Annotated in this window: 25 protein-coding genes; 13 read left to right on the forward strand and 12 right to left on the reverse strand. The window is 52.1% G+C overall.

The window, feature by feature from the left end; all coding sequences use genetic code 11:
- Window positions 1-20: 20 nt before the first annotated feature.
- The 3 genes from EVJ34_RS13090 to EVJ34_RS13100 are packed head-to-tail and all read right to left on the reverse strand — an operon-like array spanning window position 21 to window position 2,302.
- Window positions 21-662, reverse strand: coding sequence for a hypothetical protein (locus EVJ34_RS13090; RefSeq protein WP_131485897.1), 642 nt, complete (start codon window positions 660-662; stop codon window positions 21-23).
- Window positions 659-1,825: a DEAD/DEAH box helicase gene (locus tag EVJ34_RS13095; protein WP_131485898.1), complete on the reverse strand. Its 1,167-nt coding sequence runs from the start codon at window positions 1,823-1,825 to the stop codon at window positions 659-661. The genes EVJ34_RS13090 and EVJ34_RS13095 overlap by 4 nt, the downstream gene beginning before the upstream one ends.
- A gap of 54 nt (window positions 1,826-1,879) precedes the next feature.
- The gene (locus EVJ34_RS13100) at window positions 1,880-2,302 is read right to left on the reverse strand and encodes a hypothetical protein (RefSeq protein ID WP_131437742.1); all 423 of its coding nucleotides are present in this window, start codon (window positions 2,300-2,302) and stop codon (window positions 1,880-1,882) included.
- Between the two features lie 360 nt (window positions 2,303-2,662).
- On the opposite strand from EVJ34_RS13100, the gene pflB reads away from it, so the two are divergent.
- A complete protein-coding gene (pflB, locus tag EVJ34_RS13105) occupies window positions 2,663-4,909 on the forward strand; it encodes a formate C-acetyltransferase (protein WP_131485899.1) in 2,247 nt (748 codons plus the stop codon).
- A gap of 59 nt (window positions 4,910-4,968) precedes the next feature.
- The gene (gene pflA, locus EVJ34_RS13110; RefSeq protein ID WP_021067805.1) at window positions 4,969-5,685 is read left to right on the forward strand and encodes a pyruvate formate-lyase-activating protein; all 717 of its coding nucleotides are present in this window, start codon (window positions 4,969-4,971) and stop codon (window positions 5,683-5,685) included.
- Between the two features lie 39 nt (window positions 5,686-5,724).
- On the opposite strand, the gene EVJ34_RS13115 is transcribed toward pflA, so the two are convergent.
- Together EVJ34_RS13115 and rsgA are read right to left on the reverse strand one after the other, a co-directional pair.
- Window positions 5,725-6,951 carry an NAD(P)-dependent malic enzyme gene (locus tag EVJ34_RS13115; protein WP_131485900.1) on the reverse strand — a complete coding sequence of 409 codons (1,227 nt, stop codon included), beginning with the start codon at window positions 6,949-6,951 and terminating at the stop codon, window positions 5,725-5,727.
- A 209-nt stretch (window positions 6,952-7,160) separates the two neighbouring features.
- Window positions 7,161-8,135: a ribosome small subunit-dependent GTPase A gene (gene rsgA / locus EVJ34_RS13120; RefSeq protein ID WP_131485901.1), complete on the reverse strand. Its 975-nt coding sequence runs from the start codon at window positions 8,133-8,135 to the stop codon at window positions 7,161-7,163.
- A gap of 244 nt (window positions 8,136-8,379) precedes the next feature.
- Here rsgA and EVJ34_RS13125 point away from each other — a divergent pair, with 244 nt between their 5' ends.
- The 6 genes from EVJ34_RS13125 to EVJ34_RS13150 all read left to right on the forward strand — a co-directional run bounded on the left by EVJ34_RS13125 (window position 8,380) and on the right by EVJ34_RS13150 (window position 12,444).
- The gene (locus EVJ34_RS13125; protein WP_131437751.1) at window positions 8,380-8,763 is read left to right on the forward strand and encodes a lmo0954 family membrane protein; all 384 of its coding nucleotides are present in this window, start codon (window positions 8,380-8,382) and stop codon (window positions 8,761-8,763) included.
- 22 nt (window positions 8,764-8,785) lie between these two features.
- Window positions 8,786-9,457, forward strand: a complete 672-nt coding sequence (locus tag EVJ34_RS13130; RefSeq protein WP_131437753.1) for a PspA/IM30 family protein — start codon at window positions 8,786-8,788, stop codon at window positions 9,455-9,457.
- Window positions 9,458-9,543: 86 nt separating this feature from the next.
- Complete coding sequence (gene liaF / locus EVJ34_RS13135; protein WP_131437755.1) at window positions 9,544-10,236, forward strand: cell wall-active antibiotics response protein LiaF; 693 nt, start codon at window positions 9,544-9,546, stop codon at window positions 10,234-10,236.
- Window positions 10,233-11,261: a sensor histidine kinase gene (locus EVJ34_RS13140; protein WP_131437757.1), complete on the forward strand. Its 1,029-nt coding sequence runs from the start codon at window positions 10,233-10,235 to the stop codon at window positions 11,259-11,261. Before liaF ends, EVJ34_RS13140 begins: the two co-directional genes overlap by 4 nt.
- A complete protein-coding gene (locus tag EVJ34_RS13145; RefSeq protein ID WP_034781089.1) occupies window positions 11,258-11,893 on the forward strand; it encodes a response regulator in 636 nt (211 codons plus the stop codon). Before EVJ34_RS13140 ends, EVJ34_RS13145 begins: the two co-directional genes overlap by 4 nt.
- 5 nt (window positions 11,894-11,898) lie before the next feature.
- Window positions 11,899-12,444 (forward strand): GNAT family N-acetyltransferase, encoded by a 546-nt coding sequence (locus EVJ34_RS13150; protein WP_131485902.1) that lies wholly within the window; start codon window positions 11,899-11,901, stop codon window positions 12,442-12,444.
- A gap of 9 nt (window positions 12,445-12,453) precedes the next feature.
- On the opposite strand, the gene EVJ34_RS13155 is transcribed toward EVJ34_RS13150, so the two are convergent.
- The 5 genes from EVJ34_RS13155 to EVJ34_RS15845 all read right to left on the reverse strand — a co-directional run bounded on the left by EVJ34_RS13155 (window position 12,454) and on the right by EVJ34_RS15845 (window position 16,003).
- Complete coding sequence (locus EVJ34_RS13155) at window positions 12,454-14,346, reverse strand: ABC-F family ATP-binding cassette domain-containing protein (protein ID WP_131485903.1); 1,893 nt, start codon at window positions 14,344-14,346, stop codon at window positions 12,454-12,456.
- Window positions 14,343-15,044 (reverse strand): lysophospholipid acyltransferase family protein, encoded by a 702-nt coding sequence (locus tag EVJ34_RS13160; protein WP_131437763.1) that lies wholly within the window; start codon window positions 15,042-15,044, stop codon window positions 14,343-14,345. Before EVJ34_RS13160 ends, EVJ34_RS13155 begins: the two co-directional genes overlap by 4 nt.
- Window positions 15,045-15,138: 94 nt before the next feature.
- Window positions 15,139-15,399, reverse strand: coding sequence for a hypothetical protein (locus tag EVJ34_RS13165; protein WP_034781079.1), 261 nt, complete (start codon window positions 15,397-15,399; stop codon window positions 15,139-15,141).
- A gap of 83 nt (window positions 15,400-15,482) precedes the next feature.
- On the reverse strand, window positions 15,483-15,725 hold the full coding sequence (locus EVJ34_RS13170; protein ID WP_131437765.1) for a hypothetical protein: 243 nt from the start codon (window positions 15,723-15,725) through the stop codon (window positions 15,483-15,485).
- Window positions 15,726-15,853: 128 nt separating this feature from the next.
- Window positions 15,854-16,003 carry a hypothetical protein gene (locus tag EVJ34_RS15845; RefSeq protein WP_201739711.1) on the reverse strand — a complete coding sequence of 50 codons (150 nt, stop codon included), beginning with the start codon at window positions 16,001-16,003 and terminating at the stop codon, window positions 15,854-15,856.
- A 289-nt stretch (window positions 16,004-16,292) separates the two neighbouring features.
- On the opposite strand from EVJ34_RS15845, the gene EVJ34_RS13175 reads away from it, so the two are divergent.
- The 5 genes from EVJ34_RS13175 to map all read left to right on the forward strand — a co-directional run bounded on the left by EVJ34_RS13175 (window position 16,293) and on the right by map (window position 21,160).
- A complete protein-coding gene (locus EVJ34_RS13175; RefSeq protein ID WP_131485904.1) occupies window positions 16,293-17,144 on the forward strand; it encodes a CvfB family protein in 852 nt (283 codons plus the stop codon).
- Between the two features lie 163 nt (window positions 17,145-17,307).
- The gene (gene cshA, locus EVJ34_RS13180; RefSeq protein ID WP_131485905.1) at window positions 17,308-18,816 is read left to right on the forward strand and encodes a degradosome RNA helicase CshA; all 1,509 of its coding nucleotides are present in this window, start codon (window positions 17,308-17,310) and stop codon (window positions 18,814-18,816) included.
- Between the two features lie 101 nt (window positions 18,817-18,917).
- Window positions 18,918-19,169 carry a hypothetical protein gene (locus EVJ34_RS13185; RefSeq protein WP_131437768.1) on the forward strand — a complete coding sequence of 84 codons (252 nt, stop codon included), beginning with the start codon at window positions 18,918-18,920 and terminating at the stop codon, window positions 19,167-19,169.
- Window positions 19,170-19,213: 44 nt separating this feature from the next.
- Window positions 19,214-20,398, forward strand: a complete 1,185-nt coding sequence (locus tag EVJ34_RS13190; RefSeq protein WP_131485906.1) for an EAL-associated domain-containing protein — start codon at window positions 19,214-19,216, stop codon at window positions 20,396-20,398.
- Window positions 20,399-20,410: 12 nt separating this feature from the next.
- A complete protein-coding gene (map, locus tag EVJ34_RS13195; RefSeq protein WP_131485907.1) occupies window positions 20,411-21,160 on the forward strand; it encodes a type I methionyl aminopeptidase in 750 nt (249 codons plus the stop codon).
- A gap of 39 nt (window positions 21,161-21,199) precedes the next feature.
- Here map and menC read toward each other — a convergent pair whose 3' ends face one another.
- Together menC and menE are read right to left on the reverse strand one after the other, a co-directional pair.
- Window positions 21,200-22,267, reverse strand: coding sequence for an o-succinylbenzoate synthase (menC, locus tag EVJ34_RS13200; protein ID WP_131485908.1), 1,068 nt, complete (start codon window positions 22,265-22,267; stop codon window positions 21,200-21,202).
- Window positions 22,251-23,621 (reverse strand): o-succinylbenzoate--CoA ligase, encoded by a 1,371-nt coding sequence (menE, locus tag EVJ34_RS13205; protein ID WP_131485909.1) that lies wholly within the window; start codon window positions 23,619-23,621, stop codon window positions 22,251-22,253. The genes menC and menE overlap by 17 nt, the downstream gene beginning before the upstream one ends.
- Between the last annotated feature and the right edge of the window lie 10 nt (window positions 23,622-23,631).

The following is a 23,631-nucleotide window of genomic DNA, read 5'->3' on the forward strand; positions in this document are numbered from 1 at the left end:
AGCGCGAGAGCTGCCTCTTTTTACGTGGTCGGTTTCGGGATAATGACCCCTTCTTCTAGATCAAGCAACATGTCGATCAGTTCCGCACAAAACTCGGGGAACTGGTCGAGGAACGCACCTGGACCGACTTCATCAGTGAAGTCGATATACAGGTCCGAGACGTTGCCGGCCATCTTCGCCGGGAGGGCGAGGAATGCCGACCCGAACCGCCAGTTGCCGCGGATATCGAGCAGTTTGCCGAGCATCACATCGCCCGGTTCACGAGCTTCCGGAAGCATCACTTTGTAGATCTCTTTCGTCTCCCAGTCACGTAAACCGTCCTCGGTCACTTCGAAGACCGAACAGCGCGGGACCGCCAAGCCCCGGAGCGCGTGATAGAGGGCGGGAGACATGTCAGCCTTATGGTCCGCCAAGTAGCGTCCGTGCGGCGTCATCCCGTCCTCGTCTGTCTCGAAGAAGACGGCCCAATCGATGAACAAGTCGCGGAACAGCTCCGCGTCTTTCAAATGCCATGTGCCTTCCGAGGCGATTTCTTGTATATAGTTCGTCCATTGCGTGCTGCGCGCGAGCGCGGCTTGCTCGTATAACTTTTTCAGCTCGGCCAGCAATTCGGACTCTTCTACGAGCAAAGGGAATGGAATTACTTTCCGGTCTTTTTTCATCGACGCGGTCCTCGCTTGTTCGCAGGGCGTTTGACGACCGGCGGTTTATCCTCGATGCGCTTCTCGATGACGTCGCCACGATAAATCTCGAGCTCTTTCAATTCGACGCCGAGTTGACGGGCGAACGATTTCAAGTGCGTCAAATCTTCATCCGTCACGAGCGAGAGGACAGTCCCAGTCGCGTTTCCACGTGCCGTCCGGCCTGAGCGGTGAATGAAGTCATCGATTGATTCTGGCAAGTCGAAGTGGACGACGTGCGTCACTTCCTCGATATCGAGGCCACGGGCTGCTAAACCTGTCGTGATGAGGAGCGGGTAGTCGCCTTTACGGAACTCACGAAGCGTTTCGACACGTTCGCGCTTTCCTTTCAAGCTGTCGAGCATGCGATAGTTTACTTTCATTTTGTCGAGCTCACCTTTCAACGGTGGCAAGAACGAGCGGTTATTGATGAAGGCGAGCGCTTTGACGTTGTCGACATGCGACAGACGGCGGAGCAACTCGGGTTTGTAGCGGCGTGTCGTCAACATGTAGCCGTACGTGACTTGACTGCTCACGGCCCGCTCGATTTTCACGTGTGCCGACTCTTTTAAGAACGGGGCAGCCCACGCTTGAAGCGTGTCCGTGAGCGTCGCCGAGACGAGGGCGATTTGATGTTCATGCGCTGTGTGCTTGATGATCCGCTCAGCCGATTCTGTCAAACCGCTATCGATGATTTGGTCGGCTTCGTCGAGGACGATCGTGTGCGTCTCGTGAAGTTTCAACTTCTTCTTCTCAATGAGTTCGACGAGTCGACCTGGTGTCCCGACGATCAAATGTGGTTTTTTCTTCAATCGGTCGATTTGACGTTTCAACTCGACGCCGCCGATGAACGAGGCGATGCGGACGTCACCTTTCTCGGTGAAGCGTTGCGCGACCGTTTGAATCTGCATGACGAGTTCACGCGTCGGTGCGACGATGACGACTTGAATACGGTCGTTCGAAGCGTCGATTTTTTCAATGGCGGGTAACAAATAAGCAAGCGTCTTCCCGGTTCCTGTCGGCGCTTCGATCGTGACATCTTTTCCGTCCAACAGAAGCGGGAACGCTTCGGCTTGGACTGGCATCGGTTCAGTAAAGCCAAGGCGATCCCAGGCTTCGTTAATAAATGGTTTTGTAAAGTTCATATCATTTCTCCTTATCGTTGGGCAAAAACAAAGGAAGCATAAGTGCTCCCTGTCTTAGATATAGCGAACATGTTCTGTGTCTTGGTCGAATGAAGAGCGGAGTGTCTGTGTGAACGTCTGTCCATCCTCGATGAGTTTGATGTGTACATCGATCTGGTCAGTCGACGCTTCGACGCCTTCGACGGTGAAGCCTTGATAGACACGATACTGCAATTCTTTCGTCAACCGTTCGTATGAAGCGAGCTCCGGATACGTCGCTGCCACGTCAATCGGGCGCGAGATAAGCGCCGCGAGCAAGTGATCGCGGTAATCGATGAAATCCTCGTTTTCGATGTCGTCGTCAAAGCGAATCCAAAAACCTGCTTCTTCAAACTCAGTGATAAATCCGTCACGCTGTTCCCCGTTCTCTTCTACTTTAAGAGAGATCCGGTCACCTGTCTTCAAGTCGTGAGCGGGTGTCAATAATTCGTACGTCATGGGAAGAACCCCTTCCTCTTCTACAATGTTCTGCCTTCATTGTGTCCGATATAAGGCAAAAATTCAAGTTCTATCCCCGAGGTGTGAGGTACATCACTCTAAAAACTGTATAAATCGCCACATCCTATTTGAAATGGTACAGAAACGAGTAGAATCCTATTCCAACAAGACTTATCTGTTTCAGAAGTGATTGAGTTTGCATTGTAACAGTATTTGAAGCGCTTACAAAAACGGCTTTATGCCAACGTTCATGAGATTGTTACAACTTTCACAAGAATGTAAAACATAATGTTCACGTTTTCACGTACACTCAACTTATAGAAAGCACGCAGTTATCTCAACTATGAGGAGTGACCCACAATGGCAACCGAAATTAAATCAGCCTGGTCAGGATTTGTACCTGGGCAGTGGACGAACGAAGTGAACGTTGGTGAGTTTATCCGTTTGAACCGACACGAGTACACATCGGACGATTCGTTCTTAGCAGGACCGACCGAAGCGACGAAACGTCTTTGGGCACAAGTGATGGAATTGACGAAAGAAGAGCGGGAGCGTGGCGGTGTTTGGGCAGTCGATCAAAATAACCCATCGACAATCGTCTCGCACGGACCGGGATACTTAAACAAAGAACTCGAGAAAGTGGTCGGCGTTCAAACGGACGAACCGTTCAAACGTTCGATTCATCCAAACGGCGGCATCCGGATGGTCGACGCTGCTCTTGAGTCATATGGTTTCGAGCCGAACGCTGAAATCACAAAGATTTATTCGGAAATTCGCAAAACGCATAACCAAGGTGTATTCGATGCGTACACACCTGAGATGCGGGCGGCGCGGAAGTCAGGGATCATCACAGGTCTTCCTGACGCTTACGGACGTGGCCGAATCATCGGCGACTACCGTCGTGTTGCCTTGTACGGGTTAGACTTCTTGATTGCCGAGCGTAAAAAAGATTTGGCGAACCGCGGTGGCTTCTTGTCTGAGTCAGACATTCGGACGCGTGAAGAAATGTCTGAGCAACTGCGGGCGATGCAAGAGTTGAAACAGCTTGGTGCGGCGTACGGGTTTGATCTCGGCCGTCCAGCAGAAAATACGCAAGAGGCATACCAATGGGTGTACCTCGCGTATCTCGCAGCCGTCAAAGAACAGAACGGTGCCGCGATGTCGCTTGGACGCGTCTCGACGTTCCTTGACGTATACGCCGAACGTGACATGGCAGCAGGTCGTTTGACAGAATCAGACGTTCAAGAGATCGTCGATCACTTCATCATGAAACTCCGCATCGTCAAATTCTTGCGGACACCTGACTATAACGAATTGTTCTCAGGTGACCCAACGTGGGTGACCGAGTCAATCGGTGGGATGAGTGAGGATGGACGTTCGAACGTGACGAAGAGCTCGTTCCGCTTCTTGCATTCGCTCTCGAACCTCGGCCCAGCGCCAGAACCGAACTTGACGGTGCTATGGTCGACGAAATTGCCAGAAGGATTCAAACAGTATTGTGCGAAGATGTCGATTGAGACGTCTGCGATCCAATATGAGAACGACGACCTCATGCTTCCACAGTTCGGCGACGATTACGGCATCGCCTGCTGTGTGTCACCGATGAAAATCGGGAAACAGATGCAGTTCTTCGGAGCCCGTGCCAACATGGCGAAAGCACTCCTTTACAGTATGAACGGAGGACGTGACGAGAAGAGTGGCGACCAAATCGCGCCGGTTTGGGAGATGAACACCGAAGACGTGCTCACGTACGACAAAGTGTATGCCGACTTCGACCGCACACTCGATTGGCTCGCCGAACTTTACGTCAACACGCTCAACGTCATCCACTTCATGCATGATAAATATGCGTACGAACGGATTGAGATGGCGCTCCACGACCCTGAGATTTTACGGACAATGGCATGCGGAATCGCCGGCCTCTCGGTCACGGCAGATAGTCTATCGGCCATCAAATATGCGACCGTGAAACCGGTCCGCAACGAACAAGGCATTGCCGTCGATTTCGAGACGGAAGGCGACTTCCCTAAATTCGGAAACAACGACGACCGCGTCGATGCAATCGCCGTCGAACTCGTTGAGTCGTTCATGGAAAAAGTGCGTAAACATAAAACGTACCGTGACGCACTCCATACCCAATCGGTCTTGACGATCACGTCAAACGTCGTCTACGGCAAAAAGACGGGGAACACACCGGACGGACGCCGTGCCGGCGAACCGTTCGCGCCAGGTGCGAACCCGATGCACGGCCGCGATACGAAAGGTGCTGCCGCTTCACTCTCTTCAGTCGCAAAACTTCCGTTCGAGCACGCGCAAGACGGGATCTCATACACGTTCTCGATCGTACCGAAAGCACTCGGCAAAGAAGAAGTGGCTCGTGAACTCAACTTGGCTGCCTTGCTTGACGGCTATATGGGCGGCGAGCATAAGGGACATCACTTGAACGTGAACGTCTTCAACCGGGAGACGTTGCTCGATGCGATGGAGCATCCGGAAGAATATCCACAGCTCACGATCCGTGTCTCTGGTTATGCGGTCAACTTCATCAAGTTGACACGCGAGCAACAGATCGACGTCATCAACCGGACGTTCCACGGTTCATTGTAAGTAGTCAAGGCTTGGCGGCCTTCACGTGAAGGCCGCTCATTCGTTAGGAGGTCATTTCGATGACAATGGGATATGTACACTCGGTCGAATCGTTTGGAACCGTTGACGGCCCGGGAATTCGTTTTATCGTCTTTTTACAAGGTTGTGCGCTTCGATGCTTATATTGTCACAACGCAGATACGTGGGATTTCAAAAAGAATAACCATCGTTCGGCCGAGGACGTCATCCAAGAAGCGCTCAGCTATCGTCCGTTCATGGAAGCATCAAAAGGCGGCATCACGATTTCAGGGGGCGACCCGCTCGCGCAGCCAGAGTTTTTAGAGGCACTTTTGCGTGAAGCGAAGAAACACGGGCTTCATACGACACTCGACACATCGGGTGCACTACGTCCTCCTAACTTGGACGCAATCTTGGATCATACCGACCTTGTCTTGCTCGATATCAAACATATCGATGACGACATGTGCAAGAAACTGACAGGACGGAGCAACGTCAACACGCTCGCGCTCGCTGAACATCTGTCCGAGCGCGGAACGAAAATGTGGATTCGCCACGTCCTCGTCCCAGAGTGGACGCTTGATGAAGGGGCGCTTCGCCGCACGGCAGCGTTCATTCAAAAGCTCGACCACGTCGAGAAAGTCGAAATCTTGCCGTACCATGAGATGGGTGTCTATAAATGGGAGGCACTCGGTCTAGACTATCCGCTCAAAGGGATTAAACCCCCGACGACGGAAGAAGTCGAATGGGCGGAAGGGATCTTACAAGGTACCGTCTAAAAAACTGCGCAGACCAATACGGTCTGCGCAGTTTTTGGATTATAGATGTTTTTGACTGACGTGTAAGCGAATCGCGGCCTCGTCGAGCGGACGTTTGGCGACGCCTGTCTCGACGGCGGATTTGGCGACCGCAACCGCGACAGCCGGTGCGATTCGCTCATCGAACGGGCTCGGGATGACGACCCCGTTCGTGAGGTCTTCCTCGGTCAACAAATCGGCGATGGCGTGAACGGCCGCTTCCTTCATCTCTTCGTTAATCTCAGTGGCGCGAACGTCAAGCGCCCCGCGGAAAATACCAGGGAAGGCGAGGACGTTGTTCACTTGGTTGGCGAAGTCGGAACGTCCCGTCGCGACGACACGCGCACCGGCTTTTGTCGCGAGGTCCGGCATGATCTCTGGGATCGGGTTCGCGAGTGCGAAGATGACCGGATTGACAGCCATCGAACGAACCATCTCTTCGGTGACGGCACCAGCTGCCGAGACGCCGATAAAGACGTCGGCACCTTGAAGCACGTCGGCGAGCGACCCTTCGTGTTGCTTCCGGTTCGTCGCTTTGGCGATTTGATCTTTGAACGGGTTCATCCCCTCGACACGCCCTTCGTAAATCGCACCTTTCGTGTCACAGATGACGAGGTCTTCGACGCCGAAACGCTTCAACAATTTCGCGATGGCGATGCCGGCAGCCCCGGCACCGTTCATAACGACCCGAAGTTCAGGCATCGTCTTGTCGACGAGGCGCAAGGCGTTGACGAGACCTGCTAGGACAACGATGGCCGTCCCGTGTTGGTCGTCATGGAAGACGGGGATCGGGAGCGTCTGTTTCAGGCGCGCCTCGATCTCAAAACATTCGGGCGCCTTGATGTCTTCTAAGTTGACGGCACCGAACGTCGGTGCAAGCAGTTCGACGGTCCGGACGATCTCATCGACGTTATGCGTGTCGAGACAAATCGGGAACGCATCGACGCCGGCAAAGCTTTTAAACAAGACAGCTTTCCCTTCCATGACCGGGAGCGCGGCCTCTGGACCGATATTGCCGAGGCCGAGGACGGCACTTCCGTCCGAGACGACGGCGACTGTGTTGGCGCGGAGTGTATAGTCATAAGACAATTCTTTATCTTCAGCGATGCGACGGCACGGTTCGGCGACACCTGGTGAGTAGGCGAGGCTGAGCGCTTCTTTTGTATCTACATCGACTTTTGGTGTCGTTTCCAATTTTCCGTGGTGCATGGCGTGCATCTCGAGTGCGCGTTCGTTCAATGTTTTCATAAGTCTCTCCCTGTGTGCTAGCGATTTTGAGCTGCGACAATACGAGTCCATTGTAACGGAGAAACCGCTTACTTTCGAGGATTTTACCTGCATTTGGACGAACTATTTCTGAACGGTTGTTCAAAAATGTCGGATTGATGATAAGACTTGGTGCTAGGTCAGGAAGGTCAAAAAAGGAGCCACAGTTTTTCTGTGACTCCTTTCGTAGATTAAGCTTTCGTTTTTCGTTTCTTCTTCTCAGCGAGACGAGCCGCTTCCGCTTGTCGTTTTTCGGCGTAGCGTAGTTCGCGCTCGAGTTTGACGAAGCTTTGATAGCGTTTCGCATCGAGCGTTCCTTTTTCGATGGCGGCTCGGACGGCGCAGCCCGGTTCGTTGCCGTGCGCACAGTCCCGGAACCGACACGTCTCGGCGAGCGCCTCGATATCCCGGAACGTATCGTCGAGGTGGTCGGCCCCGTCCCAAAGCCCGAACTCACGCATGCCCGGGGTGTCGATGACGAACAAATCGTCAATCCGGAACAATTCCCGATGCGTCGTCGTATGCTTACCGCGTTCATCGCTCTCGCGGACGGCCTGTGTCTCAGCGACGGTCGTCCCGGCGAGCGCGTTCGTCAGCGTCGATTTCCCGACGCCGGACGAGCCGACGAGCACGATCGTGCTTCCGCTCGGCAGTGCGGATCGCAACGCTTCGACGCCGTCACCAGTGACTGAACTGACAGGGAAGACGTCAACCCCAGGAACCGTCAAAGCGAGCTCATCGACGAGCGTCTCGGTGTTGTCGACTTGGTCTGATTTCGTCAAGACGATGAGCGGCGTGGCGCCGGTTTCCCACGCGGCAAGTGAGTAACGCTCGAGCCGACGCAGATTGAAATCGTGTCCGCACGCCATCGTGATCAAGATAAAGTCGACGTTCGCACAGATCAGCTGTTCGCGCGTCTCGTTGCCGGCGGCTGCCCGTGATAGGACAGTGCGCCGTTCAAGGAGACGTCGAATCACGCCTTGACCATGTTCGCGAACGATGAACTCGACGAAGTCACCGATGACCGGATAGTCGCGCTCGCTTTCGGCCTCATGTCGAAATTTTCCGGTGACGCTGCACGTGTAGGCGGCATTTTCGGTCGTGACCGTGTACATATGTTGGAACTGTGCCGTGACACGTCCCGTTGTGATTGTTGTTTGATTCAAATAGAATCCTCCTCTTAGTAATGGAGGACAGTCGCCCTCCGATTGGCTGACAAGGTGTATACTGCGTTGAATACGGTGCTCATAAAACATCATCCTTTCATTGTTCGATGCATCCAGTATAACACACGATTTGGGAACGCTATCATCTCAGTCTATAGACCGAGGGAAAACAAGCCTTCCGCTCGTCGCACTATCGAAAATAACGTATTATGATAAGAGTGTACTTAACGAGGAGGGATAATCGATGAATCGCCAGGTGAAGCAAGTATTGTTCATTGTGGCCGCGATCTCTTTAGTTCTCGTTCTAATCGGCTTTTTACCGAACATGATTATGTTCGGTTTGGGGGCGCTCTTAGCACTGTGGGCTGGAGTCAGATTCATGGCCGTGACACATGTCGGCGCAAAAATCGGTTACGGCACGCTTGCCGTGATCGGGATCATCACCATCTTATCGAATATTTGGGCATTAATCGGGATTGTGGTGGCATGGGTATTGTTTAAAGGGTATATGATGTATGCCAACCAAAAACAAGACGTCGAGATTTTCAATGCGGACGGGTCGCGTGCGAGCCGCAGCAGCTTTCAATCGTTCGATCAAGTTTGGCAGAAGTTTGTAAACCGTCGCTAAGATTCAAAAGGAGGACATCAAGATGAAAACACCATTTGACCAGTTTCGTGATTTAGCTAACGAGTTGACGAAAGAACTATCGAAAGAAATGAAGAAGTTCCAAGAAAAAGAGGGTCCACGTTCGGCACCACGTTCGAGTGGGGAAGCCGAATTGAACCGCCATATCCGTGGGGCTGAGAAAGAGGCGCTGTCAGTCGAACGTCTCGTCGAACGTCAAAAGGCATTACTTGAGGAACTCGCGACGAAACGCGATGACGCCAAGCAGATGGCCGATAAGCGTTATGAGCAGACCGAGCTTGCCAAACAAGCGGGCGAAGACAAGCTCGCCGAACGGGCGGCGCTTGAGTCGAAACACTACGGGGAGCAATATCGTTATTTCGAAGGTCTTCTCGACGAAGGAACACGTGAACTCGATGCCCTTGAACGTCGTGCCCTCGAGATGCGGCTGAAGCTCGATGAGATGCAAAACAAACGGTACGAATTTGCGATGCGTGAGAACCTGGATCTATTGAAAGGTGCGCTCGATCAAATTTTCGGGGCGGAGACGTCGAAGACACATCCGTTCACGGAAGAAGAGAAAAAAGAAGAAGACAAGCAACAAGAACCGGCCGCTGAAGAGAAAATTGATGCAGCGGACGAAGATGATTTCGAAGCAAAATTGAAAGAACTTGAGCGTCGCTTCAAACAAGACTGACGCAACGGTTCAGCGATGGTCCGGCGAATTGTTGGGCCATCGCTTCTTTGCTTCATGTTACATACTGTCAGAGAGGGGGAAGCAACGTGGAACGTTGGAACACACGCCAAATCATCGGCTTTATGATTATTTTATTCGCGATTGGACTATTTATCGATATCATGACGGGTGGTAACAGCGTCCTCTTTAGCATGGTCGTTCCGTTATTGCTGCTGTATATTGGGCGTCGTTTCAGTCGTAAAGGCAATCAACCGGTCAGTTATATCTTTTATGGGATTGGCGGTATTATGCTCGTCGGGCTCATCTTCTCGTCGGCGGCGTTCGGCTTTGTGTTATCCGGCTTATTGCTCATGTTCGGCTATCGGCTGTATAAAAACCGTCCACTCGAATCGAGCCGGTTCAAGTCACATATCCGCCAAGAACAAGCGTTTTCGTTCGGGACGAAAGAGAGCGGTCACTACGTACTTCAAGACACGAATGAATTCTTTTTGTTGCGTGACGTCGAACTCGACCTATCGCGCGCCATTATCCCTGAAGGAGAGACGTTCCTGTTGTTGAACGGACTCGCCGGGGATATCCGAATTCTCATTCCGGCCGGCTACGATTACTCGATTGATGCCTCGATTGGTTTCGGCAAGATTCAAGTCGATGAGTCGAACTATTCACCGGTGTTCAACCGTCGCTTTTACACGGCCTCGGACGACTATCCAGCGGCGACACGGAAAGTCCGGATTCATATCGTGCTCATGAGCGGAAGTGTCGAGGTGATGACCGTATGAAGAAGGATTCGTATCCAAGGACGGTCGTCTGGCATCAGCTATTCAGCAGCTTGCTGACGGCGTTGTTCGTGACGATTGCGTTTTTAATAGGTGACTCGACTTCACTCCGAGATTTGTTCACACGTGAAGAAGGGTTGCCTTTCGGTGTGTCTATCCTCGTTATCGCTGTTTTGATCGGCAGCATCTTCGGGGTTGGTTCTTATTTTTATTTACGACGTGACTTCCGGGAAGTGGCGATCGCCTTGTGGAAGCTCGAGAATCAAAAAGAGATCACGTTCCGTCCGCTGTCGCCTTACCGCGATACGCTTGAGCGGATCGCCCGGATTGCTAAGCAACGCACGGAAATGGTCGAGATGGCCAAACGGGTAGGGGACCGGCCTGTCAGCGTCGAGGAAGCACGGAGTGAGGCGGTCGTCGAAGAACGACGTCGTGTCGCTCGGGAGCTGCATGACTCGGTCAGCCAACAACTATACGCCATCTCCATGATGACGACGGCGGCCAAACAGACGATCACTTCAAAACCGGACGTGGCTGCCAAACAAATCGAACAAGTCGAGGTGATGGCACAAACCGCTCAGGCGGAAATGCGCTCGCTCTTGTTGCAACTTCGTCCGGTCGAACTCGAAGGGATGACGCTCAAGACGGGAATCGAGCGGCTGTTAGAAGAATTGTCACGTAAACAATCGACCGAGCTCGTCTGGCGTCTCGAAGAAGTCGAGTTGTCACGCCATACCGAGAACGAACTGTTCCGCATCGTTCAAGAAGCGATCAGCAATACGCTTCGCCATGCGAAAGCGAAACGGCTTGAAATCGAAATGCGGACCGTGCAACAGACGGTCATCTTAAAAATTAACGACGACGGGATCGGCTTTAATGTCGATGATACACAAGTCGCCTCATATGGCTTACAATCGATAAGAGAGAGGACGGCTGAGGTCGGCGGGACGTTACGACTCGTCAGTGTGCCTGGCGTCGGTACTCAGATTGAAGTGCGTGTGAAACAACAAGTGGAGGGGTTACAATGATTCGAGTCGTATTGATTGATGACCATGAGATGGTACGGGCCGGTGTCTCGGCGTTCTTGTCGACGCAGCCTGACATCGAGGTCGTCGGAGAGGCATCGGACGGCGCGACTGGGGCCGAGCTCGCCATCGCCGAGAAGCCTGATGTCGTCTTAATGGATTTAGTTATGGAGCCCGTCGATGGGGTCGAGTCGACGAAGCGGATCAAGGCGAGTTGGAAAGAGGCCAAAATTTTAGTCGTGACAAGTTTTTTAGATGACGAAAAAGTGTATCCGGTCATCGAAGCCGGGGCGATGAGTTACGTCTTGAAGACAGCGAACGCCAACGAGATCGCCGATGCGATTCGTCAAACGGCAGCCGGTAATCCGGTCATGGCTGCCCAAGTGACGGGCAAGATGCTCGAACGGCTCCGTCACCCGGAAAAGACGTTGCATGAGAGTCTGACGGCAAGGGAACGTGAAATTTTGCAATTGATGGCGGAAGGGAAATCGAACCAAGTCATCGCCGACGAACTATACATCTCGTTGAAGACGGTAAAAACACACGTCTCCAACATTTTGACGAAGCTTGACGTCTATGACCGGACGCAAGCGGTCGTCTATGCGTTTCAACATAACATTGTCAGTAAAGGGTGAGCGACTTGCTTCCAACGATTGAAACGGAACGACTCCGTTTACGACAGCTTGACTTAACAGACGCCGGACGGCTGTTCACCATCTTTTCAGACTCCGATGTCTTGCGTTATTACGGCATGGAGCCTCATACGTCGTCCTCCGAGACGGAGCAGATGCTTGCCGGTATGATTGAAGGGGTGGAGTCCGGTGCGGTGATACGCTGGGGCATCGTGACGAAAGAGACGTCCGACTTGATTGGGACGATCGGATTCCACAATCGGGCACCGCGACATCGACGAGCTGAGATTGGCTATGAGATTCACCCGGACTACTGGCGTCACGGTTACGCCACGGAAGCGCTCCAGGCCGCCTTAACCTATGCCGGGCAAACAGGCGAAATGGAGCGAATCGGGGCCATCGTCTTCACCGAGAATATCGCGTCGCAACAAATGCTCGAAAAGAACGGGTTCTCGCGGGAAGGGACGCTTCACCGCTATATGCGACAAGGTGACCGTGCGCACGATGTGCATGTATATGGCTATACGACAAGCAAGGATCACGCCGACGCGTGATCCTTGTTTTCATTTCTTCTGTGCTTGAATTTGTTCATCGAGCTCCGATAAATATTCCCAACGCTCCATTTTCGCGTCGAGTGCTTCTTTTAAAGAGGCGATATCGGCGTACAGTTCATTCACTTTGCCGAGGTCGCTTCCGGCTGCAGCGAGTCGGGCCTCCGCTGCTTCAATGTCAGACTCGAGAGATGCGATGTCATCCTCGATCGTCTCCCATTCCTTCTGTTCTTTGAAAGTGAATTTGACGACGTCGACTTTGACGCGCTCTTTCTTTTCTTTCGATTCTTTCTTCACTTGTTGCTTCGTCTGTTCTTGGAGCGTGGCCAAATAGTCACTGTACTCCGCATGATAGACGTTGATCGTCCCATCTTCAAAGGCGATGAGCTGTTCGGCGATGCGGTCTAAGAAATAGCGGTCGTGACTGACAGCGATGACCGTCCCTGGGAACGACTCCAAATAGTCTTCAAGGACAGACAGTGTCTCCGTATCGAGATCGTTCGTCGGTTCATCTAAGAATAGCACGTTCGGCTCGTCCATTAAAATTCGGAGCAAGACGAGGCGGCGTTTCTCACCACCAGACAGCTTAGCGATTGGTTTATATTGTGCGTCCGGTGTGAATAAGAAGCGTTCGAGCATCTGACTGGCCGTAATCGTCTCGCCGTCCGGCGTATAGATGACTTGGGCGATGCGCTCGATCTCGTCAATGACGCGGCGCGTCGTGTCTTCGAATTCGACTTGTTGTCCGTAATACCCGAGATGGACCGTCTCACCGTGGATGACCGTTCCGTTCGTCGGTTCGAGGCGGTGGGCGAGCAAGTTCATGAGTGTCGTCTTCCCGCTTCCGTTCGGTCCGACGATGCCGTACCGTTCACGTCGTCCGAACAGCCATGTGAAGTCTTGAATGAGCAAGTTGTCGTCATAACCAAAGGACAAATTCTCCACTTCGATTACTTTCTTCCCGAGGCGGCGTGAACCGACAGACACTTCGAGCGCCTCATCCTCAGCGAGCGTCTCTTGATGCTTCAAATCTTCGACGCGTTGGATGCGCGCCTTCTGTTTGGTCGTCCTAGCCTTGGCACCGCGGCGCAACCAGGCGAGCTCGCGGCGCAAGATGTTTTGGCGCTTCTGCTCCATCGAATGCGACCGGGCCTTACGTTCGGCCCGTTTCTCAAGGAAGAGCTCATAGTTGCCGTCATAGAAGTAACTCGTCCCGTCGGCAATCTCGAGAATGTGGTTCGTGACCCGATTCAAGAAGTAGCGGTCGTGGGTGATGAGTAAGATGGCGCCTCGATAATCGGCCAGAATCGTCTCGAGCCAAGCAATCGTATCGGCGTCGAGTTCGTTCGTCGGCTCATCGAGTAACAACAGGTCGGCTTCGTCGAGTAAGGCGGCGGCCAAGGCGACCCGTTTTTGTTGTCCTCCGGAGAGCGAGCTGATTTCTGCCGTTACGTCCGGAAGACCGAGTCGGTTCAAAATCGACTTCAGCTTTGCTTCGGTCTCCCACGCGTCGGCGGCGTCGATCGCTTGTTGGGCTTTCATAAAGCGTTCTAAGCCTTTTTCACTCGTCGGGTTCGCCTCGAGTGCTTGGCGCGCTAGTTCGTATTGCTTTAATGCCTGGACGGACGGGGTGTCACTTGTGAACAAGGCGTCTAAAATCGTTTGACCGGGTGCGAAGTCGACCGTTTGGGTCAAATAACGAATCCGGTAATCGTTCGGGTGTTGCATCGAACCGCGGTCTGCCGTCTCGACGCCGGCGATGATTTTTAAGAACGTCGACTTTCCGGAACCGTTGACGCCGATGATACCGATGCGATTGCCCGGATGGATGGTCATCGTGACGTCATCGAATAACACTTTATCTGCAAATTCTTTATGGATCCCTTCGATTGCTAATAAACTCATGATTCTTCTCCTTCAACGACGCGGCGAATCATCGTTTCCGCAAGCGCGGCGATTTCTTTGTTCGGGACGTCGGCCGGGTCGATGACCGGTAAAAAGGTGACGTCGACCGTACCCGGGGTGATGCGGTTTTTCGTCTCGAGCAAATGGTGACTTCCTTTGATGGCGACCGGGACAATCTTGGCGCCGCTTGAAGTGGCGAGCGTCAGGCTACCGGCTTTAAATTCTTTAATCGGCCCGCCTTTTGAGCGGGTGCCTTCTGGGAAGACGATAATCGACTGTCCTGATTGGATTGTCTCGACACCAGAACGAATCGCTTTAATGGACTGGCGGCGGTCACCGCGGTCGATAAAGATACAGCCCATCAGCTCCATCCAGCGTGGGATGATTGGGAATTTTTGAACTTCGATTTTTGAGATGAACGCTTTCGGATGTTTCGTTGCCGTAATCATGATCGGGACATCAAAGTTCCCTTGGTGGTTCGCGACGTAGACGACCGGTTCGTTCGGAATGTTTTCTTGACCGTGAACGCGGACACGGGTGCCGGCAATGCGGAGTAGAAAACTTGCCCATTGATAGGCGACGGTTTGAACGTACGCGTAACGTTCAGGTGGTGTCAGACGTTTTGCTTTCGGATAAAACGGAAGCGTCAGCGGTAAGACGGCGAAAAAGGCGATAAACCAGATGGCGGTGCGGATCATACATATTTCTCCTCTCGATCGTTCAGTTATAAGTCTAGACACGAAGAAAGAGTCTTCCTCTCTTGACGAGAATCCGACTCTTCGGCATGAATCTTTATTCCCAGAAGCGAGAATCGCTTTCCTCTTCTTCTTCCTCGAGTTCGAACGTGATTCGTTTATTCACCGGGTCGACGGCAAAGTAAGCCCCGTCTTGTTCGATGCTCTTGAACTGCATGACTTGGTCACTGCCGATTTCGAGCGTGAGTCGAATGCGGTTGTCATCGTCAACGAGCAAGATGCCGTCTTCTTTCAGCCATAGCTCCATGACAGGTGAATAACGTAATAGCCATTCGTTCGATAAAGGGATTTCATTCATACGTGTTTGTGCCTCCTACGGGTTGAGTCCGTTTTGCTCTCTGTCTACAATAGAATAACAAAAGTGGAGGGGGAAGACGAGCGTTATGTAGAACGTTTACGCGTACTCGAATGCATGCGTGCAACGATGCGTTTAATTTTTTTCTCGTTGCGGCGTTCGATGAGCAAGACGTTCGTTTGTGCGACTAACTGTTTAAATGAAGATAAGCCCATGGCGAGCAATACAGCGAACAGGAATGTACCGATCGGGTCTTTGAAAAAACCGGTTTGGAGCGAGACGGACAAACCGACGACCGAAAGAATCGTGGTGAGAAAATAAAATAGCATGAATGACTCTCCCTTCCCAGATGATTCAATTGTAAAAGCCGAACGTTATGTTCGTTCGACAAACACATAAAAAATCCCTTTTTCTGTCGGAACAAAACAAAAAAACGCCTTCTGTCAGGAGAGGGCGTTTACTCTTGGACCGTCGTGATGGATGAGGATACGTTTGTATCGACTCCGTTAGAAAAAATGAAGCTAAGTGAAGCGAGTAGCGCGAAGAAAGCAATCAATAAACCTTTCATGAAGCGCTTCGCGAATGATCGAGATTGTACATCAAACATTTTATATCCCCCGTTCGGCCATGGCTGAAACCTAAATCGCTAAACAACACTTCCTTAATAATAACGTTTTCAAAATGTGGATACTAGATGGAAAATGCACGTTCACAAAATTGTCATAAAATTTGAAATAAGGACGTTAGAACGACCGCCAACTAGTTCGCTAACTTGATCAACCCTTGTTCACAAATTAGACACAATTGGATGGAGCAGTGAAATCGAACGTGATATGATTAGGAACGTGTGTAGGTAGGTATACTGACAGTAATAGATGAAAAAGGATGTGGATTGTATGGCATTACGAGCAGGAGAAGTAGTAGACTTGGTCGCTGAACGTTCAGCTGATTTTGGTGTGTTTATCGGAAACGGTCGCGAAGAGGTACTCCTTCATCGAAAGGAACAAACAGAAGAAGTCGCAGTCGGGCAGACGGTACGTGTCTTCCTTTATCATGACTCGGAAGGGCGCCTCGCTTCGACGATGACGATTCCGAGCGTTACGTTCGATGACTATGAGTGGTATGAAGTGACGGGAGTCCGATATAACACCGGTGTATTCGTCAATATCGGGATTCAAAAGGATGTGCTCGTCTCATTAGATGATCTTCCTGAGAACCGGTCGTATTGGCCAAAAGAAGGGGACAAGCTTTGCGTTCGTCTCAAGTACGACCAAAAGAGCCGCCTTCTCGGGGAACCGGCCCATTATGCGTACTTGAACTTGTTGGCGCGTCCCGCTAAAGAAGAATGGGGCAATCAAGATGTTCATGCGATCGTCGTCAATCGACGCGAAGTCGGTGTGAACGTCTGGGTCGAAAATGAGTCGCTCGGTTTCTTACATGAAGCAGAGATGACACGTTGGCCACGTCTCGGTGAGCAATTGACCGTACGTGTGACGCAAGTGAAACAAGACGGGACGGTACTCGTCTCGATGAAACCTCGGGCCTATGAAGCGATCGACCCGGACGCGGAAAGTATCCGTGCTTATATAGAAGAACGCGGCGGTCAAATGCCTTACGGCGACAAGACGGCGCCAGACGTGATCGATCGTGAGTTCGGGATGAGTAAAGCGGCGTTCAAACGCGCACTCGGGAAACTGCTGAAAGAAAAGCAAGTTGAAAAACTCGACAATGGCTATAAATTGAAATAAGATAACTCATGTCCAGGTGGCTATGAAAAGTTTTAGAATGTATTTCTTTCATTTTAGAAACAAATGCGTTATAGTAGTAAGAGTTGACTACGAGGAAACATTGGAAAAACGTCTGTAGAACTAAACCTCAGACGTTTTTTGTATGAAAAAAGGAGAATATAATTTGACAAAATTCCAAGATTTACAGTTAAGTGAAGCATTAGTAAAAGGTGTACTCAAAATGGGCTTCGAAGAAGCTACACCGATCCAAGCTGAGACAATTCCTGTCGCACTCACAGGAGTGGACGTATTAGGTCAAGCGCAAACAGGTACAGGGAAAACAGCAGCTTTCGGTATTCCGACAATTGAGCGAATCGACACAAAGGCACGTCAAGTCCAAGCACTTGTTCTTGCACCGACACGTGAACTTGCGATTCAAGTTGCAGAAGAATTGAACAAAATCGGTGAAGCGAAGCGCGTTTACGCACTTCCAGTATACGGTGGTCAACAAATCGACCGCCAAATCCGTGGTTTGAAAAAGAACCCGCAAATCGTCGTTGCGACACCTGGACGTCTCATGGACCACATGAAACGCAAGACGATCAAACTCGACGAGATCCAAACTGTGATCTTGGACGAGGCAGATGAAATGCTCAACATGGGCTTCGTTGAAGATATCGAGATGATTTTGAAAGGCCTTCCGGCTGAACGTCAAACACTTCTCTTCTCAGCGACGATGCCACCACAAATCAAGAAGATTGCTGAGCGCTTCATGAAGTCGCCGACAATCATCAAAGTAAAAGCGAAGGAAATGACAGTTGAGAACATCAACCAACAATTCCTCGAATTGCGCGAAGGTCAAAAATTCGATACGCTCTGCCGTTTGATCGACATCGACTCGCCAGAACTCAGCATCATCTTCGCTCGTACGAAGAAACGTGTTGACGAAGTGACAGAAGCGCTCATCAAACGTGGTTACACGGCTGATGGTCTTCACGGTGACTTGACGCAATCAAAACGTGACCAAGTCATCCGTCGTTTCAAAAATGGCACAATCGACATCTTGGTCGCGACAGACGTTGCAGCCCGTGGTCTTGATATCTCAGGCGTTACACACGTTTATAACTTTGATGTGCCACAAGATCCGGAAAGCTACGTGCACCGTATCGGACGTACAGGCCGTGCTGGTAAAACAGGTACAGCCCTTACGTTCATCACGCCACGTGAATTCGGTCAAGTCAAAGCAATCGAACGCGTAACGAACAAGAAGATGAACCGTCGTCACGTACCGACAATCGCAGAAGTGCTCGAGGGCAACCAAAAGCAATCGGCTGAAGAATTGATCGAACGTGTACAAGCGGGCGACTTCAAAGCTTACACGCAACTTGCGACTGAGCTTCTTGAAGAATACGAAGCAGTCGAGCTTCTTGCAGCGGCACTTCGTGGATTGACGAAAGAGCCAGATTCAACTCCGGTTGAAATCTCGTATGCAGAACCAGTTCGCGTCAAACGTCAAGGTGGACGCAACGACCGTGGTGGATACCGTGGAAATCGCAGTGGCGGCGGCGAACGTCGTGGCGGCGGTGACCGTGGTGGACGCAGCGGTGGCGGCGGTGGATACCGTGGCAAACGCACGGGTGGAGACGACCGTCGTCGTTCAGACGACCGTGGCCCACGCCGTCCGCGTGACTAATCAATAACCAAAAACCGCATCTCCTTAAGTGGATTTGCGGTTTTTTTTTTGGTGTCATGCTACACTAAACGAGTAGAGACAGAAGAATGAGGTGTCAACGGATGATTGAACTAGGTTTTGGTCTCGTCATACTAATGGCGTGCGTCCTGGCTTTGAAACCGATTATAACGCGGACCGAGCGTCCGAACTTCCGATATATCCCGGTCGCCACGCTCTTGTTCGGCGCCATGATTTGGCTTGTGATGTCCATTGGCGTCGGCGGGAAGATGGGGATTGGCTACGGCGTGATGAGTATCGTATATTTCATTGCTTGTTTCGGTGCCTATATGTATGTGCATACACGAGCGAGCTGAACCCAGCTCGCTTTCGTGTTTAGAAAAAAGACGAGGTGATCAAAGTGGATGCAGTGGATGTGATGATGAACCCAGAGGAAGTCGAAGTGACATTTGAACCGATTCTCGGGGCTGCTACCTTTCAAGTAGAGGGGTATATGGTGCATGGACAGTTCAGGGGTGAATCGCTCACCCCATTCTTTTATGACGATGACGTTCCACTCGAATACCAGCTCGATATCGCTAAACGGATGGAGCGTTTAGCGGCCGAGCAGTTACGAGATGCGACGCAATTCGTCACGTTCCGATGTCGTTCAGAATGGATTCTCGAGCAAGGTGGCGAGGCGTTTTTGGCTCCGCTTCGAGAATTGAATTTTCCGCTTCATCGCATTTATGTGACGCTCCAAGGGACCGATCTCGTCGACGTATCGCGTTTGTCCCGTGTCGTCCAGTATTATCGTTCTTCCGGTGTCAAAGTGGCGCTCGACTTTGCGGAGTCAACGAGCATCGAAGATATCATGACTGTCGCACCTGAGATGCTGCTCGTCGATTTGGCGACGATGGTCGAGAAGAAGACGTTGTCGGTCACGTATCCGCAAATGCTACAGACGATGGAATATATCGCGTCTCGTCTTGGGGCGCCGCTCCTCTATAAATCAATCGACCATCTTGGACAGCTACGCTATGCATGGCGTCACGGCGGACGTTATTATATGGGAAGTCTCCTCGGTCAACACGATGCGACACCGCCGCGCGAAGCGAAGGGAATGAGCGTGTTGACGCAAGAAGTGCCGTCTTTCTTCCTGCATGACCAAGAGCGGATCAAGCGCTTGTATGAGCTCGAGTTCGAACTCCATAAACAAATCCACGACCTCGTCCAAAGTGGGAAATGGTCGCGCGATAAGAAAGATGAATGGCTGCTCCACATCGCCCCGAAACTCGAAGGGACGTTCGTCCGTTACTATTTGACGGACCAAACGGGCTTCCAAACAAGTGCGAACGTCTATCAGACGCAGTCCATTTGGACAGTCGATAACACGTATCGCGGTTACAATTGGAGCTTCCGGCCGTACTTCATTCGAACGATGGCGGCAATGGACGTGCGCGGACGAGGTTATTTGTCCGAGGATTATCGCGACTTCAGTTCGAACGAAGTGACGCGGACGTTCAGTTATCCGTTACCGGACGGCATGTTTCTGTTTGCGGATTTATCCGAAGAGTTCTTATACCAAAATCGATTATTAGATTGAGAGGGAAAAAATATGTTTGATTATGATTACGATGCATTGCGCGAGATCGGGCGGATTGTCGCCTTGGCCCGCGACGAGATGGCGAAAGCGGTCAAACCGGGCATGACGACGAAACAGTTGGATGAGATTGGACAACGTATTTTGGAAGCGGAAGGGGCCGCCTCGGCACCGATCACGATGTACGAGTTTCCAGGATATACGTGTATCTCCATCAATGAGGTCGCAGCTCACGGGATTCCGGGTGACCTCGTCATCCAAGACGGGGACGTGGTCAACGTCGACGTATCGGCTGTGAAGGACGGCTACTATGCGGACACAGGACGTACGGTCATCGCAGGAACGCCGAAATCCGCGAAACACGAGCGTTTGGTCGAGGTGTCATTGACTTCGCTCGAAGCAGGTCTCAGCAAAGTGAAGGCTGGGGTCAAGGTCAATCAAATCGGGAAAGCGATTTATGCCGATGCCCGTAAGAATGGCTTCACGGTCATCCGTAACTTGGCGGGCCATGGCCTCGGTCGCACGCTTCACGGTGAGCCGGAGACGATTTCAAACTACTATAGCCGTGAAGAGAACGACATCTTGAAAGAAGGACAAGTCATTGCCGTCGAGACGTTCATCTCGACGAAAGATGAAATCGTCTATCAATCGGAAGAGGACGGTTGGTCGTTGTTCACCCCGAATAACAGCTTCGTCTCGCAGTTCGAGCATACAGTCGTCGTTACGAAAGATGGCTATGAAGTGTTGACGGGCACGTTCCGTTAACCATGAAAAAGGCAGCAGACCTCGTGTCTGCCGCCTTTTTTAGATGAGTCGGATCGTCTCTTCGCTCAGTCGCTTGATGATTGTCCAATCCGGTGCGACCTGGTCGGGGAGAAGCAGCTGTCCGTTCGCAACCTCGAGTGGGGTGTCGAGTAGGTCGGTCTCAAAGTAAGCGCTCGTTCCGGCCATATCAGCCGGATAAGCGGCTCCGCTCAATGAAGCGAATAAGAGCGTGTGATAGCGGCCGATTGAGGACTCGTACATCCCTCCGACCCAATATGGGGTGTCGCTGTCGCGAATCGCGAGTGCCGCATTCAACCCGCCGACACGGGCCGGTTTAATATTGACGATCCGGCCTGCTTTGAGCCGGTTCATCGTTTCGACGTCTTTGACGTCGGTAATCGATTCGTCGAGGCAAATCGGAGTCTCGAGTCTCGTCTGTAAATCGGCCGATGCGGACCAATGTTGACTTGGATACGGTTGTTCAATCATCAATAGGCGATAGGCATCTAACGCCTCGAACCAGTCGAGTGGTTGCTCCGAGCCACTGCCGTTCAAATCGATCATGAGCGGGGCATCCGGAAAGACGCTACGAATCTCACTGAGCGCGGGAAGCAGTTCGTGCGGGGACGCTTTTAATTTGATGCGTTCAAATCCAGAGTCGAGTGCCGCCTCAATCGAGTTCAGTGTTTGACTGAGCAGACCGATGCCGATTGTTCGGCCGCACGAGACGGTGTCTCCCGCTTTGAGGTATTGCTTTAACGTCATGTTCGAACGGGCGGCTTCAATCTCCCATAATGCGCTTTCCCACATCGCTTTTGCCATCTGATGTCCGATGATGGAATTGACTTGAGTACCAAACGAGGCAGCGGACAACGTCATGCCTTTCAATAGTTGGACGATCAAGGCAGATACCTCCGTGACAGAGCGTACCGTCTCGGCCGTATACCAAGGTGTCTCGAACGCGACACCTTCTCCGTATCCGATTATTCCGTCGACCGTCTCGACGCGGAGGATGACGGTTCGTCTCGTCGTCAAGACGGCGTGGGCGGTGACGATCGGATGTTTGAACGTGAGGGGAACGATATATAGTTCAGCGCGTTGAATCATGGTCGGCCTCCTTTAGACGATGACGCATCAATTTTCCGTTGGCGTTACGTGGGAGTACGTCGATCTCAATCCAATCTTTCGGATGTTTATATGCCGCCAAACGGTCGTGCAGCAATTGTTTCGCTTGGTCGAGGTCGAACGAGCCGACCGTGAAGGCGATCGGAACTGCTCCCCACGTCGGGTCAGGACGGCCGATGACGCCGACGTCCTCGATACCCGGACAACGTAAGAGGACACTTTCGATTTCAGCCGGATATATGTTTTCGCCGCCAGAGATGATTAAATCACTACGGCGGTCATGGACATACAAATAACCGTCCGTCATCGTGCCGAGGTCGCCGGTCTGCCAATAACCGTCGTCGGTCCAGGTGTCGGCCTCAGGTTGCTGATAATAGCCGGAAGTCACCGTCGGACCTTTCACTTCGATTTCCCCGTCCGGATTGATTCGAATCCGTGTCGGAGCGATGGCTTGACCGCTTGACCCGAGGTGAGCCAGCGCCTCGGAAGGTAAGAGCGTCGCAACTTGTGAACACGTCTCGGTCATCCCGTATGTTTGGGCGACAGGTAACTGCCGCCGCTCGGCTTCTTCGAGCAGTGGCTTTGGTACCGGGCCTCCGCCGACGAGAAGGAGGCGCAACTGATGGCGGGACAAGCCGGCATCGAGCAGACGGTGGAGCATGACCGCAACGAGTGAGATGTGGGTGATTCGTTCCGTCACGATCAACTCGAGTGTCCGGGTGACATCAAACTTCGATTCGACATAAAGTGTCGAGCCGAAACGGGCGCTCCGATATACTTGGGCGAGCCCGCTCATATGAAACAGCGGCGTCACGACGAGCGTTCGGTCGCTCGCCTCGTAGCCGAGGTGAGCGTTGGCCGCTTCGGCGCTTGCGATGTGATTGCCAAACGTCTGTTGGACGGCTTTGGGGCGTCCGGTCGTGCCAGAGGTGAACATAAGCGACATGACGTCCTCGTTTTGCCAATCGTACGATGTGAGGATTGCTGTTTCATCTCGGGACGTCACGACGAGTTGCTCGATCGGGTGATCAATCGGTGCATCGACGAGCAACACATCGACATCAGCCGTCTCGATTTGTCCCGCGAGTTCGCTCGTCGTCAGCCGTGTATTGAAGGGGACGAGCACTTTTCCGAGAAGCTGAACGGCATGGACGGCGATGACGTAGTCAGCGCTGTTGGCGGCGAATAATCCGATGTGACGGGCATCCGGAACGGTGCGATTCAGGAAATGGGCCAAACGCGCACTCTCATCCATCAACTCAGACCAAGTCCATCGACTAGAGGCGGTGACGAGCGCCATTGCGTCATGCTGATGTTGTTTCAAATAACGATTCATCTGAATGACC

It is taken from the genome of Exiguobacterium sp. SL-9 (assembly GCF_004336985.1).
Lineage (GTDB): Bacteria > Bacillota > Bacilli > Exiguobacteriales > Exiguobacteriaceae > Exiguobacterium.

What these genes read in the sequence shown, in the direction of transcription:
- EVJ34_RS13090 (WP_131485897.1), bottom strand. Translation starts at nt 662, where the DNA reads ATGAAAAAAGACCGGAAAGTAATTCCATTCCCTTTGCTCGTAGAAGAG.
- EVJ34_RS13095 (WP_131485898.1), bottom strand. Translation starts at nt 1,825, where the DNA reads ATGAACTTTACAAAACCATTTATTAACGAAGCCTGGGATCGCCTTGGC.
- EVJ34_RS13100 (WP_131437742.1), bottom strand. Translation starts at nt 2,302, where the DNA reads ATGACGTACGAATTATTGACACCCGCTCACGACTTGAAGACAGGTGAC.
- pflB (WP_131485899.1), top strand. Translation starts at nt 2,663, where the DNA reads ATGGCAACCGAAATTAAATCAGCCTGGTCAGGATTTGTACCTGGGCAG.
- pflA (WP_021067805.1), top strand. Translation starts at nt 4,969, where the DNA reads ATGACAATGGGATATGTACACTCGGTCGAATCGTTTGGAACCGTTGAC.
- EVJ34_RS13115 (WP_131485900.1), bottom strand. Translation starts at nt 6,951, where the DNA reads ATGAAAACATTGAACGAACGCGCACTCGAGATGCACGCCATGCACCAC.
- EVJ34_RS13125 (WP_131437751.1), top strand. Translation starts at nt 8,380, where the DNA reads ATGAATCGCCAGGTGAAGCAAGTATTGTTCATTGTGGCCGCGATCTCT.
- EVJ34_RS13130 (WP_131437753.1), top strand. Translation starts at nt 8,786, where the DNA reads ATGAAAACACCATTTGACCAGTTTCGTGATTTAGCTAACGAGTTGACG.
- EVJ34_RS13140 (WP_131437757.1), top strand. Translation starts at nt 10,233, where the DNA reads ATGAAGAAGGATTCGTATCCAAGGACGGTCGTCTGGCATCAGCTATTC.
- EVJ34_RS13145 (WP_034781089.1), top strand. Translation starts at nt 11,258, where the DNA reads ATGATTCGAGTCGTATTGATTGATGACCATGAGATGGTACGGGCCGGT.
- EVJ34_RS13155 (WP_131485903.1), bottom strand. Translation starts at nt 14,346, where the DNA reads ATGAGTTTATTAGCAATCGAAGGGATCCATAAAGAATTTGCAGATAAA.
- EVJ34_RS13160 (WP_131437763.1), bottom strand. Translation starts at nt 15,044, where the DNA reads ATGATCCGCACCGCCATCTGGTTTATCGCCTTTTTCGCCGTCTTACCG.
- EVJ34_RS13165 (WP_034781079.1), bottom strand. Translation starts at nt 15,399, where the DNA reads ATGAATGAAATCCCTTTATCGAACGAATGGCTATTACGTTATTCACCT.
- EVJ34_RS13170 (WP_131437765.1), bottom strand. Translation starts at nt 15,725, where the DNA reads ATGCTATTTTATTTTCTCACCACGATTCTTTCGGTCGTCGGTTTGTCC.
- EVJ34_RS15845 (WP_201739711.1), bottom strand. Translation starts at nt 16,003, where the DNA reads ATGTTTGATGTACAATCTCGATCATTCGCGAAGCGCTTCATGAAAGGT.
- EVJ34_RS13175 (WP_131485904.1), top strand. Translation starts at nt 16,293, where the DNA reads ATGGCATTACGAGCAGGAGAAGTAGTAGACTTGGTCGCTGAACGTTCA.
- EVJ34_RS13185 (WP_131437768.1), top strand. Translation starts at nt 18,918, where the DNA reads ATGATTGAACTAGGTTTTGGTCTCGTCATACTAATGGCGTGCGTCCTG.
- map (WP_131485907.1), top strand. Translation starts at nt 20,411, where the DNA reads ATGTTTGATTATGATTACGATGCATTGCGCGAGATCGGGCGGATTGTC.
- menC (WP_131485908.1), bottom strand. Translation starts at nt 22,267, where the DNA reads ATGATTCAACGCGCTGAACTATATATCGTTCCCCTCACGTTCAAACAT.
- menE (WP_131485909.1), bottom strand. Translation starts at nt 23,621, where the DNA reads ATGAATCGTTATTTGAAACAACATCAGCATGACGCAATGGCGCTCGTC.